We start from the raw sequence: 13,827 nt of genomic DNA, 5'->3' as shown, positions 1-13,827 counted from the left end.
AATGGGGGAACGCAGGCCGCAAAGTTGGGCAACAAATACCCATGGCGGTGCGCGCAGGTGACGGCATGCGCTACTGTGATGGTGGGCGATGGTCGTAGAACCCTGGGATTTATCCACATAGTCGACCCTTACTATCCACCCAGTGGCCACGCTGCTGGCGTGGCCTGGAACTTGCTGTCGAGGTTCAACGACGCGCCGCCAGAGCGCGCAAATGCCTAACCGCCGTGGGTGCACCCTGATGAGTAGCCAGACACGCGATATTCATATTCAACGCTTCGACCTGGAAGGCGCGCGCAGCTGGATGTCCGGCATCTGCGGGCCCCATCGCCTGGCGACGGCCACCCCCGAGCGCCTGCGCTTTCACCACAGCGCCAACGTGTTCAAGTCCCGCGCCACCACCCTGGGCGTGATCGAATACGGTACCGATGTGACCATCGACATCGAAGACGCCGAGCACTTTCGCAGCTACAGCTTGAGCCTGCCGCTGGTGGGCGAGCAGGAGCTGAGCAAGAACGGTGAGCGCCTCAGTTCCAACCGCGACCAGGGCGTGATCATTTCACCCAATGAGCATCAGGTGCTGGCGATTTCCGGTGACTGCCGCAAGTTGCAGGTGGTGATCACCCGCGCGGCGATGAGCGAGTCACTGGAAGGTTTGCTGCAACGGCCCATCGATGCACCGCTGCGGTTTGAGTCGGTGATGGATGCTGTGGACGGAGCACCGGCCTCGTGGTGGCGCATGGCGCGATACTTCATCGCCGAACTGGAATGCAGCAGCGAGTTGTACGAGCAGGCGGCGTTTACCCGTGACCTGGAAAGCTCGCTGATCAAGGGGCTGATCCTGGCCCAACCGAATAACTACTCTGAAGAGTTGCGCGAGGTGTTGGGGGTAAAACTGCCGCACTACTTGATCCGTGCGCGGCAATTCATCCACGACAACGCCCGTGAAGTGCTGCACCTGGAAGACCTGGAAGCGGCAGCGGGCGTGTCGCGGTTCAAACTGTTCGATGCATTTCGCAAGTACTTCGCACTGTCGCCCATGGCGTATCTGAAGAAGCATCGGTTGGGGGCGGTGCGCCAGGAGATTCTGGAGCAGGGCTCAATGCGCACTATTTCTGAAATCGCCCTGGGCTGGGGGTTTACGCACCTGGGGCGGTTTTCGGCGGAATACCGCAAGCTGTTTGATGAGTCGCCCAGCCAGACATTGCAACGCAAGCGCCTGCGCAGCCTTTGAAACCAATGAAGATCAAATGTAGGAGCGAGCTTGCTCGCGAAAAACGTTAACGATAACGCGTGCTTGCTGGATGAACGCGGCGCCTGTGAGTTTTTCGCGAGCAAGCTCGCTCCTACAAGGGAATTGCGGTGTTTGGGAAAATCTCAGATCAACTCTTCAACCAGTTGCAGGCAATGAGTCAGCCCCGGCGACTGGTCATTCACCCGCCGGCTCAGAATGATCGGCGAAGTCGCAGTGGCCTCCACAATCGGCGTATAGCCAATATCCGCCCGATGCAGCACCTGCACCGACGCCGGCACCAACGTCACCCCCATACCTGCGCCCACCAGGCCAATAGCGGTCTGCAATTCGTTGGTCCACTGCGCCACCTTCAGGCTCAAGCCATGGGCGTCGAACAGCGCGATCACATGGTCGGCATAACTGGGGCGCGGGTTGCCGGGGTAGAGCACAAAGGGTTCGCCGGCCAACTGGGCGAGGGTGGCCGGGGCGCCCAGCAACGTGTGACCACTGGGCAGCACTGCTACCAGGCGGTCCTCCACCAGTACGCGCTGGACGATGGCCGGATCGTCGATGCGAATCCGCCCGAAGCCTACGTCAATGCGGCCAGCCTTGAGCGCTTCGACCTGCTGCAAAGTGGTCATCTCCGACAAACCCAGCTCCAGCTCCAGGGCCTCGTGAGTGCGCAGGCGCCGAATCAGCTCCGGCAGCACGCCATACAAGGTCGACGGCGCAAAGCCGATGCCCAGCCAGGTTTTCTCGCCTTGGCCGATGCGCCGGGTGGTGTCGCAGACCTTACCCAGTTGTTCGAGCAGCACACTGGCATGCTCATAGAAAAACCGTCCGGCCTCTGTCAGCCGCAAGGGCCGGCTGCGCTCCAGCAGCACCACCCCCAGTTCGTCCTCCAGTTGCTGGATCTGCCGGCTCAAAGGCGGCTGGGCGATATGCAAGCGTTCGGCAGCTCGGGTGAAGTTGAGGGTCTCGCCCAGCACCTGGAAATAGCGCAAGTGACGCAGTTCCATATCGACTCCTTTCATACCTTGAGGGTATCGCACGAGACCAATTCTATATTGGAAGCCCAAAAAAATGCGGAACAGAATCGACGTAAATTTATAAAGAACCCAATGGGTATTGCCATGCCGATTTGCACCATCGAGTCGATTGAAACTGTCATCGTCGACCTGCCCACCCTTCGCCCGCACAAGCTGGCGATGCACACGATGCAAAACCAGACCCTTGTCATCATTCGCCTGCGTTGCACCGACGGCATCGAAGGCATCGGTGAAGCCACCACCATCGGCGGCCTGAGCTACGGCAACGAGAGCCCCGACAGCATCAAGGTCAACATCGACTGTCACTTCGCGCCGCTGTTGATCGGCCAGGACGCGAGTAACGTCAACGCGGCGATGTTGCGCCTGGAGCGCAGTATTCGCGGCAACACCTTTGCCAAGTCCGGTATCGAAAGCGCCTTGCTCGACGCCCTCGGCAAACGCCTCGGGCTCCCGGTCAGCGAGCTGCTGGGCGGGCGTGTGCGTGATGCGTTGCCGGTGGCCTGGACCCTGGCCAGCGGTAATACCGAACAGGACATCAACGAGGCCGAGAAAATGCTCGACCTGCGCCGCCACCGTCTCTTCAAATTGAAGATCGGCGCGGGGGAGGTCAACCGCGACCTGGCCCATGTGATCGCGATCAAAAAAGCCCTGGGCGAGCGCGCCAGTGTGCGTGTCGACGTCAACCAGGCCTGGGATGAAGCCGTGGCCCTGCGGGCGTGCAAGGTGCTCGGCGACAACGGTATCGACCTGATCGAACAACCGATCTCGCGCAACAACCGTGGTGGTATGACTCGGCTCAACCTGTCGAGCCCGGTGCCGATCATGGCCGATGAGTCCATCGAGTGTGTCGAGGATGCATTCAACCTGGCCCGTGAAGGCTCGGCCACAGTGTTCGCCCTCAAGATCGCCAAGAATGGCGGCCCTCGCGCTGTATTGCGCACGGCGGCGATTGCCGAAGCGGCTGGCATCGGCCTGTACGGCGGCACCATGCTCGAAGGCGGCATTGGCACCCTGGCTTCGGCCCATGCCTTTCTCACGCTGAACACCCTGGCGTGGGGCACCGAATTGTTCGGCCCGCTGTTGCTCACCGAAGACATCCTCACCGAGCCACCGGTGTACCGCGATTTCCAGCTGCACGTTTCCAGCGCGCCGGGCCTGGGCCTGGCGCTCGATGAAGAGCGCCTGGCGTTCTTTCGCCGTGACAAACACTAAGAGGCCTCTGCCATGTTGTTCCACGTAAAAATGACCGTGAACCTGCCCCTCGACATGCACCCCGAGCGTGCCGCCAGCCTCAAGGCCGAGGAGAAAGCCTTGGCTCAGCGCCTGCAAGAGGAGGGCAAATGGCGCCACCTGTGGCGCATCGCCGGGCATTACGCCAACTACAGCGTGTTCGATGTCGACAGCGTGCAGGAGCTGCACGACCTGCTGATGCAACTGCCGTTGTTCCCCTACATGGCCATCGAAGTGAACGCGCTGTGCCGCCATCCGTCGTCGATCCATGCGGACGACCGCTGAGCCGGCTTCCACCTATAACTACAAGATGAGGAATGCACCATGTCCATCCGCCTGTCCCAGACTGCCCACGCCCAACAGTTTCTCGAAGAAGCCAGCGGTAATCTCAATGACGCGGGCAACCCGCGCACCAAGGCGCTGATCTATCGGATCCTGCGTGACACCGTGAACATCATCGAAGACCTGGAAGTGACCCCGGAAGAATTCTGGAAGGCGGTCAACTACCTCAATGAACTGGGCAAAAACCAGGAGGCCGGCCTGCTTGCCGCCGGCTTGGGCCTGGAGCATTACCTGGACCTGTTGATGGATGCCGCCGACGAGGAGGCCGGCAAGTCTGGCGGCACGCCGCGCACCATCGAAGGCCCGTTGTACGTGGCCGGTGCGCCGCTGTCCAAGTACGAGGCACGGCTGGATGACGGCAAGGACGACGCGGTGCCGTTGTTCATGCGCGGGCAAGTACGCGACACCGAGGGCAAGCCGTTGGCAGGAGCGATTGTCGATGTGTGGCAGGCCAACACGGGCGGGACCTATTCGTGGTTCGACCCGGCGCAATCGGAATTCAACCTGCGTCGGCGCATCGAGACCGACGCCCAGGGCAACTACCGTTTTCGCAGCATCGTACCTTCAGGCTACGGCTGCCCACCGAGCGGGCCGACGCAACAGTTGCTCGACCAACTGGGTCGCCACGGGCAACGGCCGGCGCATATCCACTTCTTCATCTCGGCGCCGGGGCACCGGCACCTGACCACGCAGATCAACCTGTCGGATGACCCGTACCTGCATGATGACTTTGCCTATGCCACCCGGGATGAACTGATTGCCGAGATTCGCTTCAGCGACGATCCGCAACTGGCGCGCGAATTTGGCGTGCAAGGGCGGTTTGCGCAGATTGATTTTGACTTTGAGTTGCAGGTGGCGGATGCGCCAATAGAGCAGCAGCGCATGCAACGAGTCCGTGCTCTGGAAGACTGATCAACTCGGTCAACTGTGGGAGCTGGCTTGCAGTGGCTAGGGAGCTCCCACATTGGTTTTTTGGTGATCTAGTTATTTGCGCACGACCAGGTCCAACACCTCATCCCGGTCTTTGATCTTCTGCAGCACTATCTCCGAGCGGATATCCATCACCCCCGCCGTGCGGTTCAGGTGGTTCACGATAAAGTCCGAAAAGTGCTTGAGGTTGCGCGCCTGCACCCGCAGCACATAGTTGCTGGCGCCGGTGATCACATAGGCGCTCGCCACCTCCGGCCAGCCTTGCACCTTCTTGATGAACGTCTCATGCCAGTCCTCCACATCCTGGCGCAACGACAGATGCACGATGGCTTCCAGCTCGATTCCTAGCTGCTCGGCGTTCAGCACCGCGCGGTAACCGCTGATGATTCCCTCGCTCTCCAGCAGGCGCAAACGGCGCAGGCATGCGGACGGCGACAACGCGACTTTTTCCGCCAGTTCCTGGTTGCTGATGCGGCCGTCCTGTTGCAGGAAATGCAGGAGGCGCAGGTCGGTGGCGTCGAGAATCATGCTTGGAAGATATCCGCGTGTTTGGAGGTTAAATTCGAATTTTCTACAGCTTAAATAGACGTTTGCCCACCACTTTGCACGAAAATTCTCTAAAAGTTCGTTCATTATTTGGTCCATCCTCACTTATAAAAACCAGGACGACCCATGACCACTCGAAGCCATTGCCAAGCCCTCGACGCCCAGGACCCGTTGGCCCGCCTGCGTGCCCAATTCGCCTTGCCCGAAAGCGTGATCTACCTCGATGGCAACTCCCTCGGCGCTCGCCCGGTGGCGGCGCTGGAACGAGCACAACAGGTGATCGCCGAGGAGTGGGGCAATGGCTTGATTCGTAGCTGGAACAGCGCCGGCTGGGCGGATTTGTCTCTTCGCCTGGGCAATCGCCTGGCGCCATTGATTGGTGCGCGTGAGGGCGAGGTGGTGATCACCGATACCACCTCGATCAACCTGTTCAAAGTGCTCAGCGCCGCCTTGAGTGTGCAGCGCCAACGTACACCTGCGCGCAAGGTCATCGTCAGCGAAGCGAGCAACTTTCCCACCGACTTGTACATCGCCGAAGGCTTGGCCGAATTGCTGCAACAAGGCTATTCCTTGCGCCTGGTGAACAGCCCGGCGGAACTTCCCCAGGCTATCGATGCGGACGTGGCGGTGGTGATGCTCACCCACGTCAACTACAAGACCGGCTATATGTACGACATGGCGGCCCTGACCGCGCTGAGCCACGAGTGCGGCGCGCTGAGCATCTGGGACCTGGCGCATTCGGCGGGCGCGGTGCCTGTCGACCTGCATCAGGCCAATGCGGATTATGCGATTGGCTGCACCTACAAATACCTCAACGGCGGACCGGGCTCCCAGGCGTTTGTGTGGGTCAACCCGGCGTTGGTGGATGTGGTGCGCCAGCCGTTATCGGGTTGGTTCGGGCATACCCGGCAGTTCGCCATGGAATCGAGCTACGCCCCCAGCGCCGGTATCGCGCGCTACCTGTGCGGCACCCAACCCATCACGTCGTTGGCCATGGTGGAATGCGGCCTGGATATTTTTGCCCAGACCGACATGGCCAGCCTGCGCAGCAAATCCCTGGCATTGACCGACCTGTTTATCGCCTTGGTCGAAAGCCGCTGCGCCGCCCACGGCCTGGAACTGATCACCCCGCGTGAACACGCCCGGCGCGGCAGCCATGTGAGCTTCGAACATCCTGAAGGCTATGCAGTGATTCAGGCCCTGATCGCCCGAGGCGTGATCGGCGATTACCGCGAACCGCGGATCATGCGCTTTGGTTTCACGCCGTTGTATACCAGCTTTACCGAGGTGTGGGACGCCGTGGAAATTCTCGGTGAAATACTCGACAAGCGCACGTGGGACCAGGCGCAATTCAAAGTGCGCAACAGCGTCACGTAACAACACAAACCCACTGTAGGAGCGAGCTTGCTCGCGAAGATCGTCAACAATAACGCGCGAATGCTGAATGCACGCGGCGTTCTCAGGTTTTTCGCGAGCAAGCTCGCTCCTACAGAAAACAAGCGCTTACTGTGCAATCACAATAATAAAGGGGCACACCAGTGACCACGCCAGACAACGGCTTTGCAGAGATTACCCACCGTGAACTGGGCCTGAGGCGCCAGCTCACTTCCGGCCAGATGAGCATGATCGCCATCGGTGGCGCCATCGGCACCGGGCTGTTCATGGGCAGCGCCTACGCCATCGGTTATGCCGGGCCGAGCGTGCTGGTGAGCTACGCCATCGGCGCTTTGATCACCTTGCTGCTGATGGGCTGCCTGGCGGAGATGACGGTGGCCCATTCCACCTCCGGCTCCTTTGGCGCTTACGCCGAGTTCTACATCAGCCCGTTGGCCGGGTTCCTGGTGCGCTATGCCTACTGGGCGGCGATTGTGCTGGCGGTGGGGGCCGAGGTCACGGCGGTGGCTATGTACATGAAGTACTGGTTCGCCAACGTGCCGGAGTGGGTGTGGATCGTGTCGTTTTCCAGTGTGCTGATCCTGCTCAATGCGATCAGCGTGAAGACCTTCGGCAACTTCGAATACTGGTTCTCGACGATCAAGATCAGCGCCATTGTCGGTTTCATCATCCTGGCGGTGTATGTGGTGTTCGGCTCCGGTAACCCTGACTACGGGGTGCAGAACTACACGGCCCACGACGGCTTTTTCCCCCATGGCTTGAGTGGCATGTGGATCGCGGTGATCGTGTCGATCTTCAGCTACCTCAGTGTCGAGATGATCGCCGTGGCCGCCGGTGAAGCCGCCGACCCGGAGCAGGCAGTGAAGAAAGCCTTCCGCGCTACCATCGTGCGGCTGGTGGTGTTCTATCTGCTGACCCTGGCGCTGATGCTCGCCATCGTACCGTGGAACCAGGCCGGCCAGGCCCAGAGCCCGTTTGTCACAGTGATGCAGACCATCGGCATTCCCGGTGCCACCGGGGTGATGAATTTCGTGATCCTGATCGCGGCGCTGTCGGCCATGAACAGTCAGCTCTACATCACCACGCGCATGATGTTCAGCCTGTCGCGCGCTGGTTTTGCGCCCAAGTCCATGGGCGCGCTGAGCAAGAACGGCATCCCGCTCAACGCATTGCTGCTGTCCAGTTCGGGCATTGCCCTGGCGACGTTGCTCAACGTGGTGTACCCGGAAAGCTCGTTCACCCTGATGATGGCGATCTCGATGTTTGGCGCAATCTTCACCTGGTTCATGATCTTCCTCACTCACCTGTTTTTCCGCCGCTATCGCAAGCGTCATGGCGGGGCGAAGTTGTCGTTCCAGTTGCGCCTGTTTCCCTACAGCACGTTGCTGGGGTTGGTGCTGATGGGGGCGGTGATGATCACTACCTATTTCACCGACGCCTTCAAGATGACGTTGGTGTTTGGCGTGCCGTTCCTGCTGATCTTGTCGGCGGTTTACTACACCTTCTTCCACAAACGCGCATCATCTGTAGGAGCGAGCTTGCTCGCGAAGAACCCGAGAGCGCCGCGTTAAACCTGATAGCTCGCGTTATCGTTGGCGATCTTCGCGAGCGAGCTCGCTCCTACAAGGGGGGGCGGTGAGCGCAGCGAGTAATGTGCTGACGTAACCGGGCAGTTGCTCGAACGAGCGTGCGCATAACAACAGTTTGCGGCAGGCCCATTCTTCTTGCAGGGGGTGGGCTTTGAAGCGCCGTGCAGGTGGCCAACGGTCCAAGGCGGCCTGAGGCACGATGCCCAGGCCCGCGCCGCCGGCGACCATGCGAATCACCCCATCAAAACCGTCGGCGCGAATGCGCGTCTGCAAGCGAAAGCCCGCGTGCAGTGCCTGTTCTTCCAGGTAAACCGCCAACGCGCTGTTGGCCGCCAGGCCCACGTAGTCGTATTGCAAGCTCTCGATAAAACTCGCGCTGGTCAACGGGTGGTCCAGGGGCATGATCAGCACCAGCGGGTCGTCGCGAAACGCCAGGGTCTGCAAGCCGTGGGTGTCTACCGCATCGGAAATAATCCCCAGGTCCGCCGTACCCTGGCGCAAGGCGTGTGTGATGCGCAGGCTGGGCAATTCTTGCAGGTCGATATCGAGGTTGGGGTGCTCGCGCAAAAACTGCGCAAGCAGTTCAGGCAGGTACTCGCTGAGAGCGGTGGTATTGCACAGCAGGCGTACCTGGCCTTTGACGCCATTGGCGTATTCGGCCAGGTCTTGCTGCAGATGGTCGGCCTGCTGCAACAGCAGGCGGGCATGCCGCGCCAGGGCTTTGCCCGCGGGTGTCGGGGTCACGCCACGGCGGCCGCGCTCGAGAAACGCGATGCCCAGTGAAGACTCCATGGCTCGGATGCGTGCGCTGGCGGCAGCCAGGGACAGGTGGCTGCGGGCCGCGCCGGCGGTGATATTGCCGGTGTCCAGGATGTGCAGGTAGAGGCGCAGGTCGATGAGGTCAAAGTGCATGAAGTTTCCCAGGGACTGGAAGGGCCTCATCGCAGGCAAGCCAGCTCCCACACTTGAATGTATTCACAATTCCAAATGTGGGAGCTGGCTTGCCTGCGATAGCGTCATCAGCCTCACACAAAACAAGAGGCTACCTCAGTATATGGCGAATTTTCAGCCACTCTCCAGCCCTGCACAATCGGTGCATGAATACCTTCCTCGCGTTCTACCAAAACCTCGGCCCCGCCCTGACAGCGCTGGTCATCACCACCTTCCTGCTGGCCGGTACGGTGAAGGGCGTCATCGGCCTGGGCTTGCCCACTGTAGCCATGGGTATGCTTGGCCTGGCTATGCTGCCGGCGCAGGCTGCGGTATTGCTGATCATTCCTTCGACGGTGACCAACCTCTGGCAACTGTCCTTTGGCGGGCACTTGGGTGCCTTGCTCAAACGCCTGTGGTCGATGCTGTTGCTGATCTTCCTCGGCACCGGGCTGGGCACCTTGTGGCTGGGCATGGGTAGCGGACCTTGGGTGGTGCGTGCCCTGGGCGCGGCTTTACTGGTGTATGCGCTGAGCGGGTTATTCCTGCCAACCTTCAAGGTCGCGCCCCGAACCGAGCGTTGGCTGGGCCCCTTGTGCGGGGTGATCACCGGCATCATCACCTCGGCCACCGGTGTCTTCGTGATCCCGGCGGTGCCGTACCTGCAGGCGCTGGGCTTGAGCCGTGATCAGTTGGTGCAGGCGCTGGGGCTGTCGTTCACCGTGTCGACGTTGGCACTTGCCGCCGGGCTGGCCTGGCGCGGGGCACTGGGCGGCGGTGAAATGGGCGCGTCATTGCTGGCGTTGGTGCCGGCATTGCTGGGGATGTGGCTGGGTCAGGTGGTGCGCCGACGCATCAGTGCGCTGTGGTTCAAACGTGGATTTTTCACCGGCATGGCGTTGCTGGGAGGCCATTTGTTGCTGGCTGGTTAATAATGGCCGTGCCTGTGTCAGCCGACAAATCAAGGACCGCCCGTGAAAGCCCGTTCCGATGAGCTACAGATCTTCGTCAGCGTGATTGAATGCGGCTCGATTTCCGCCGCCGCCGAAAAGGTCGGGCAAACGCCATCGGCAGTCAGCCGTACCTTGTCGCGCCTGGAAGCCAAACTCGACACCACCTTGATCAACCGCACCACGCGGCGCATGGACCTGACCGAGGAGGGCAAGTACTTCTTCGAGCAGGCCAAGCTGATCCTGGCGCAGATGGATGAGCTGGAAGAGCGCCTGTCATCGCGCCAGAAAAAACCGGCCGGCCGCCTGCGTATCAATGCCGCCGTGCCGTTCATGCTGCATGGGGTCGTGCCGTATATCGCCGAATTTCGCAGCCTTTACCCGGATATCCAGTTGGAGCTCAACAGCGATGATTTGATCATCGACCTGCTGGAGCAAAGCACCGACATCGCCATTCGCATCGGCGCCCTTGCCGACTCGACCCTGCATGCGCGTTTCCTGGGCAGCACGCCGCTCCATGTTCTGGCCAGCCCCGGATACCTCAAGCAATACGGCACGCCGACGACCGTTGCCGAGTTGGCTGATCATACCTTGCTGGGCTTCACCCACACCGAGACCCTCAACCACTGGCCGCTGCGTCACGGCGAAGGTGACCGCTGGCTGATTCAGCCCGGCGTCAGCGCGTCCAGTGGCGAAACCCTGCGTCATTTGGCGCTGCAGGGGCAGGGCATTTGTTGCCTGTCGAATTTCATGACCGTCGATGACATCGACGCCGGCCGTCTGGTGCCCATATTGGAGGTATTCAACAGCGGTTATCGCCAGCCGATCCACGCGGTGTTCTATCGCAACTCGCAATTGGCACTGCGCATCCAGTGCTTCCTGGACTTTATTCAGGCCAAGCTGGCGCGGTATGCGCGCTGATTCGTGACCTGAGCGCAAGAGTGAATTGGGCCGCACGGGCTTATTCGGCAGTAGTGGGGGCTGGATACTGGGCGCATCACTTACCCAGTCAGGAGCAACCTCCATGAATGTATTCGTTACCGGTGCAGCAGGGTTTATCGGCGGTTCGATCGCCACCGGCCTGGTCAACGCCGGCCATCACGTCACCGGCCTCGTGCGCAGCGCCGAGCAAGCCGCCGAAATGACTGCCCTGGGCATCACGCCGGTGATCGGCACCCTCGACGACGCAGCGGTATTGACCGAGCAGGCGCAGAAGGCCGATGCGGTGATCAACGCCGCCAGCAGCGACCATCGCGGTGCCGTAGAAACCTTGCTGGCTGCCTTGAAAGGCTCAAACAAGCCGTTCCTGCACACCAGCGGTTCGAGCATCGTCGGCGATGCGTCGGGCGGCAAGGCCAGTGAAGTCATCTACTTTGAAGACAACCTGCCAGAGCCGACCGTCGACAAGGCCGCACGCGTGGCGATCGACAACCTGATCCTTGCGGCGGCCAATGACGGTGTGAATTCGGCGGTGATCTGCAACACCCTGATCTACGGCCACAGCCTGGGCGTAAAGCGTGACAGCGTGCAATTGCCACGCTTGCTCAAGCAGGCGCGCAAAAGCGGGGTAGTGCGCCATGTGGGCAGCGGGCAGAACATCTGGTCCAACGTGCATATTGAAGATGTGGTCGCCCTGTATCTGCTGGCGCTGACCAAAAACGTCCCGGGTACGTTCTACTTTGTGGAAAGCAGCGAAGCAGCATTCATCGACATGACCACGGCGATTGCCCAAGCGCTGAACCTGGGTAAACCACAGGATTGGTCATTGGCCGAGGCTGAGGCCGAGTGGGGGTATGAAATGGCCAACTATGGCTTGGGCTCCAATAGCCGAGTGCGCGGCAAGCACGCTCGTGAGCTGTTGGGTTGGGTGCCCAAGCGTACTTCGGTGGTGGAGTGGATTCGCGACGAGATGGTGTGATGTTCGCTTAGCACCGCGGTGCGGCCTTCGCGAGCAAGCCAGCTCCCACATTTGAATCTATTCACAGATCCAAATGTGGGAGCTGGCTTGCTCGCGAAAGGGGAGACTCGGTGTATCGGACCTGACACTTCACTAGCCCCACCCGCCGCAATTCCGTACCATCCCCCGCCTAATCCCCCGCAATTCCCTGGTACTCCATGAACCTCACCCGTCTGCGCGCCGACGCCCTGGCCGGCCTCACCACGTCTTTCGCCTTGCTGCCCGAATGCATCGCCTTTGCGCTGGTGGCTCATCTCAACCCGCTGATGGGCCTCTACGGTGCTTTCATCATTTGTACCCTCACCGCGTTGTTCGGCGGCCGCCCGGGCATGGTCTCGGGCGCCGCCGGTTCGATGGCGGTGGTGATCGTCGCGCTGGTGGTGCAACACGGCGTGGAGTATTTGCTGGCGACGGTACTGCTGGGCGGGTTGATCATGGTCGCTTTCGGCCTGCTGCGCCTGGGCAAGCTGGTGCGCATGGTGCCGCATTCGGTGATGCTCGGCTTCGTCAACGGCCTGGCGATCATCATTGCGCTGGCGCAACTGGAGCATTTCAAGAGCGGTGAAACCTGGCTCAGCGGCACGCCGCTGTACGTGATGGCCGGGCTGGTGGCGGCGACCATGGCCATTGTGTATCTGTTGCCCCGCCTGACCCGTGCCGTACCGCCAGCGCTGGTGGCGATTCTGGGTGTGGGCCTGGCGGTGTACCTGCTTGGCCTGCCGACGCGCACCTTGGGCGATATGGCGCACATCGCCGGTGGCTTGCCGACTTTCGCCCTGCCGCAGATCCCCTGGACCCTGGAAACCCTCGGCATCATCGCGCCCTACGCGTTTTTGATGGCGATGGTTGGCCTGTTGGAAACCTTGCTGACCCTCAACCTCACCGACGAAATCACCGAGACCCGTGGTTATCCTGACCGCGAAAGCGTGGCCCTGGGCGCGGCGAATATGGTCTCGGGCGTGTTTGGCGGCATGGGTGGTTGCGCGATGATCGGGCAAACCGTGATCAACCTCAGCTCCGGCGGGCGTGGGCGTTTCTCCGGGGTATTTGCCGGGGTGATGATTCTGTTGTTCATTCTGTTCCTGTCGCCACTGATCGAGCGGATCCCGCTGGCGGCGTTGGTGGGCGTGATGTTCGTGGTGTCGCAACAGACCTTCGCCTGGGCATCGTTGAGGGTGATCAACAAGGTGCCGCTCAATGATGTGCTGGTGATCATGGCGGTTACGATCATTACGGTGTTCACCGACCTGGCCACCGCCGTACTGTGCGGTATCGTCATCGCCGCGCTGAACTTCGCCTGGCAGCAGGCGCGGGAACTGTACGCCGATGAACACCTTGAGGCCGATGGCAGCAAGCTCTATCGGCTGCATGGCACGTTGTTCTTCGCCTCGACCACGCCGTTTTTGAATCAGTTCGACCCGGCCAACGACCCGGCCCAGGTCACACTGGATTGCCGTCACCTGAGCTTTGTCGACTATTCGGCGATTGCCGCCCTGATGACCCTGCGCGAGCGCTACACCAAGGCTGGCAAGCACCTGCGGGTGCTGCATTTATCCGAGCGCTGCAAAAAACTGCTCAAGCGCGCCAAGGTTCATCACGACTGATTGAGCCCCTGTGGCGAGGGAGCTTGCTCCCGCTGGCGTGCGAAGCGCGCCCAGGATTTTGGGGCCGCTGCGCA

The 13,827-nt window shown here is 60.9% G+C and carries 13 protein-coding genes; 10 read left to right on the top strand and 3 right to left on the bottom strand.

The window, feature by feature from the left end; all coding sequences use genetic code 11:
• Positions 1-238 precede the first annotated feature (238 nt).
• The gene (locus BT204_RS14915; protein ID WP_034128801.1) at positions 239-1,231 is read left to right on the top strand and encodes an AraC family transcriptional regulator; all 993 of its coding nucleotides are present in this window, start codon (positions 239-241) and stop codon (positions 1,229-1,231) included.
• 143 nt (positions 1,232-1,374) lie between these two features.
• On the opposite strand, the gene BT204_RS14910 is transcribed toward BT204_RS14915, so the two are convergent.
• The gene (locus BT204_RS14910; protein ID WP_072447265.1) at positions 1,375-2,250 is read right to left on the bottom strand and encodes a LysR family transcriptional regulator; all 876 of its coding nucleotides are present in this window, start codon (positions 2,248-2,250) and stop codon (positions 1,375-1,377) included.
• Positions 2,251-2,364: 114 nt separating this feature from the next.
• Here BT204_RS14910 and BT204_RS14905 point away from each other — a divergent pair, with 114 nt between their 5' ends.
• Genes BT204_RS14905 through catA form a run of 3 tightly spaced genes read left to right on the top strand, consistent with a single transcriptional unit; the run spans position 2,365 to position 4,764 of the window.
• Positions 2,365-3,492 carry a muconate cycloisomerase family protein gene (locus tag BT204_RS14905; RefSeq protein ID WP_034128800.1) on the top strand — a complete coding sequence of 376 codons (1,128 nt, stop codon included), beginning with the start codon at positions 2,365-2,367 and terminating at the stop codon, positions 3,490-3,492.
• A 12-nt stretch (positions 3,493-3,504) separates the two neighbouring features.
• Positions 3,505-3,795: a muconolactone Delta-isomerase gene (catC, locus tag BT204_RS14900; protein ID WP_054921514.1), complete on the top strand. Its 291-nt coding sequence runs from the start codon at positions 3,505-3,507 to the stop codon at positions 3,793-3,795.
• A gap of 39 nt (positions 3,796-3,834) precedes the next feature.
• Positions 3,835-4,764 carry a catechol 1,2-dioxygenase gene (catA, locus tag BT204_RS14895; RefSeq protein ID WP_034128778.1) on the top strand — a complete coding sequence of 310 codons (930 nt, stop codon included), beginning with the start codon at positions 3,835-3,837 and terminating at the stop codon, positions 4,762-4,764.
• A gap of 72 nt (positions 4,765-4,836) precedes the next feature.
• Here the strand turns inward: catA and BT204_RS14890 are convergent, their stop codons facing one another.
• Positions 4,837-5,310, bottom strand: coding sequence for an Lrp/AsnC family transcriptional regulator (locus BT204_RS14890; RefSeq protein ID WP_003176072.1), 474 nt, complete (start codon positions 5,308-5,310; stop codon positions 4,837-4,839).
• A 144-nt stretch (positions 5,311-5,454) separates the two neighbouring features.
• Here BT204_RS14890 and kynU point away from each other — a divergent pair, with 144 nt between their 5' ends.
• On the top strand, positions 5,455-6,705 hold the full coding sequence (kynU, locus tag BT204_RS14885; protein ID WP_072447263.1) for a kynureninase: 1,251 nt from the start codon (positions 5,455-5,457) through the stop codon (positions 6,703-6,705).
• 161 nt (positions 6,706-6,866) lie between these two features.
• A complete protein-coding gene (locus BT204_RS14880) occupies positions 6,867-8,294 on the top strand; it encodes an amino acid permease (RefSeq protein ID WP_034128766.1) in 1,428 nt (475 codons plus the stop codon).
• 15 nt (positions 8,295-8,309) lie between these two features.
• Here BT204_RS14880 and BT204_RS14875 read toward each other — a convergent pair whose 3' ends face one another.
• Complete coding sequence (locus tag BT204_RS14875; RefSeq protein ID WP_072447261.1) at positions 8,310-9,224, bottom strand: LysR substrate-binding domain-containing protein; 915 nt, start codon at positions 9,222-9,224, stop codon at positions 8,310-8,312.
• Positions 9,225-9,409: 185 nt separating this feature from the next.
• Between BT204_RS14875 and BT204_RS14870 the strand changes: the two genes are divergently transcribed.
• The 4 genes from BT204_RS14870 (at position 9,410) to BT204_RS14855 (ending at position 13,753) form a co-directional block, all read left to right on the top strand.
• On the top strand, positions 9,410-10,174 hold the full coding sequence (locus BT204_RS14870) for a sulfite exporter TauE/SafE family protein (RefSeq protein WP_054896987.1): 765 nt from the start codon (positions 9,410-9,412) through the stop codon (positions 10,172-10,174).
• A gap of 42 nt (positions 10,175-10,216) precedes the next feature.
• Positions 10,217-11,113 carry a LysR family transcriptional regulator gene (locus BT204_RS14865; RefSeq protein WP_072447259.1) on the top strand — a complete coding sequence of 299 codons (897 nt, stop codon included), beginning with the start codon at positions 10,217-10,219 and terminating at the stop codon, positions 11,111-11,113.
• Between the two features lie 103 nt (positions 11,114-11,216).
• Positions 11,217-12,110 carry an NAD-dependent epimerase/dehydratase family protein gene (locus tag BT204_RS14860; RefSeq protein ID WP_072447257.1) on the top strand — a complete coding sequence of 298 codons (894 nt, stop codon included), beginning with the start codon at positions 11,217-11,219 and terminating at the stop codon, positions 12,108-12,110.
• Between the two features lie 197 nt (positions 12,111-12,307).
• Positions 12,308-13,753: a SulP family inorganic anion transporter gene (locus tag BT204_RS14855; RefSeq protein ID WP_072447255.1), complete on the top strand. Its 1,446-nt coding sequence runs from the start codon at positions 12,308-12,310 to the stop codon at positions 13,751-13,753.
• The last annotated feature ends 74 nt before the right edge of the window (positions 13,754-13,827 follow it).

It is taken from the genome of Pseudomonas sp. NFPP02 (assembly GCF_900119355.1).
In the GTDB taxonomy this organism is placed as follows: Bacteria; Pseudomonadota; Gammaproteobacteria; order Pseudomonadales; family Pseudomonadaceae; genus Aquipseudomonas; species Aquipseudomonas paracarnis.
This window is presented reverse-complemented; position numbering and strand designations above follow the sequence as displayed.

Bases quoted from the DNA above. Each gene is read 5' to 3' on its own strand.
- BT204_RS14915 (WP_034128801.1), top strand. From the start codon at position 239: ATGAGTAGCCAGACACGCGATATTCATATTCAACGCTTCGACCTGGAA.
- BT204_RS14910 (WP_072447265.1), bottom strand. From the start codon at position 2,250: ATGGAACTGCGTCACTTGCGCTATTTCCAGGTGCTGGGCGAGACCCTC.
- BT204_RS14905 (WP_034128800.1), top strand. From the start codon at position 2,365: ATGCCGATTTGCACCATCGAGTCGATTGAAACTGTCATCGTCGACCTG.
- catC (WP_054921514.1), top strand. From the start codon at position 3,505: ATGTTGTTCCACGTAAAAATGACCGTGAACCTGCCCCTCGACATGCAC.
- catA (WP_034128778.1), top strand. From the start codon at position 3,835: ATGTCCATCCGCCTGTCCCAGACTGCCCACGCCCAACAGTTTCTCGAA.
- BT204_RS14890 (WP_003176072.1), bottom strand. From the start codon at position 5,310: ATGATTCTCGACGCCACCGACCTGCGCCTCCTGCATTTCCTGCAACAG.
- kynU (WP_072447263.1), top strand. From the start codon at position 5,455: ATGACCACTCGAAGCCATTGCCAAGCCCTCGACGCCCAGGACCCGTTG.
- BT204_RS14875 (WP_072447261.1), bottom strand. From the start codon at position 9,224: ATGCACTTTGACCTCATCGACCTGCGCCTCTACCTGCACATCCTGGAC.
- BT204_RS14870 (WP_054896987.1), top strand. From the start codon at position 9,410: ATGAATACCTTCCTCGCGTTCTACCAAAACCTCGGCCCCGCCCTGACA.
- BT204_RS14860 (WP_072447257.1), top strand. From the start codon at position 11,217: ATGAATGTATTCGTTACCGGTGCAGCAGGGTTTATCGGCGGTTCGATC.
- BT204_RS14855 (WP_072447255.1), top strand. From the start codon at position 12,308: ATGAACCTCACCCGTCTGCGCGCCGACGCCCTGGCCGGCCTCACCACG.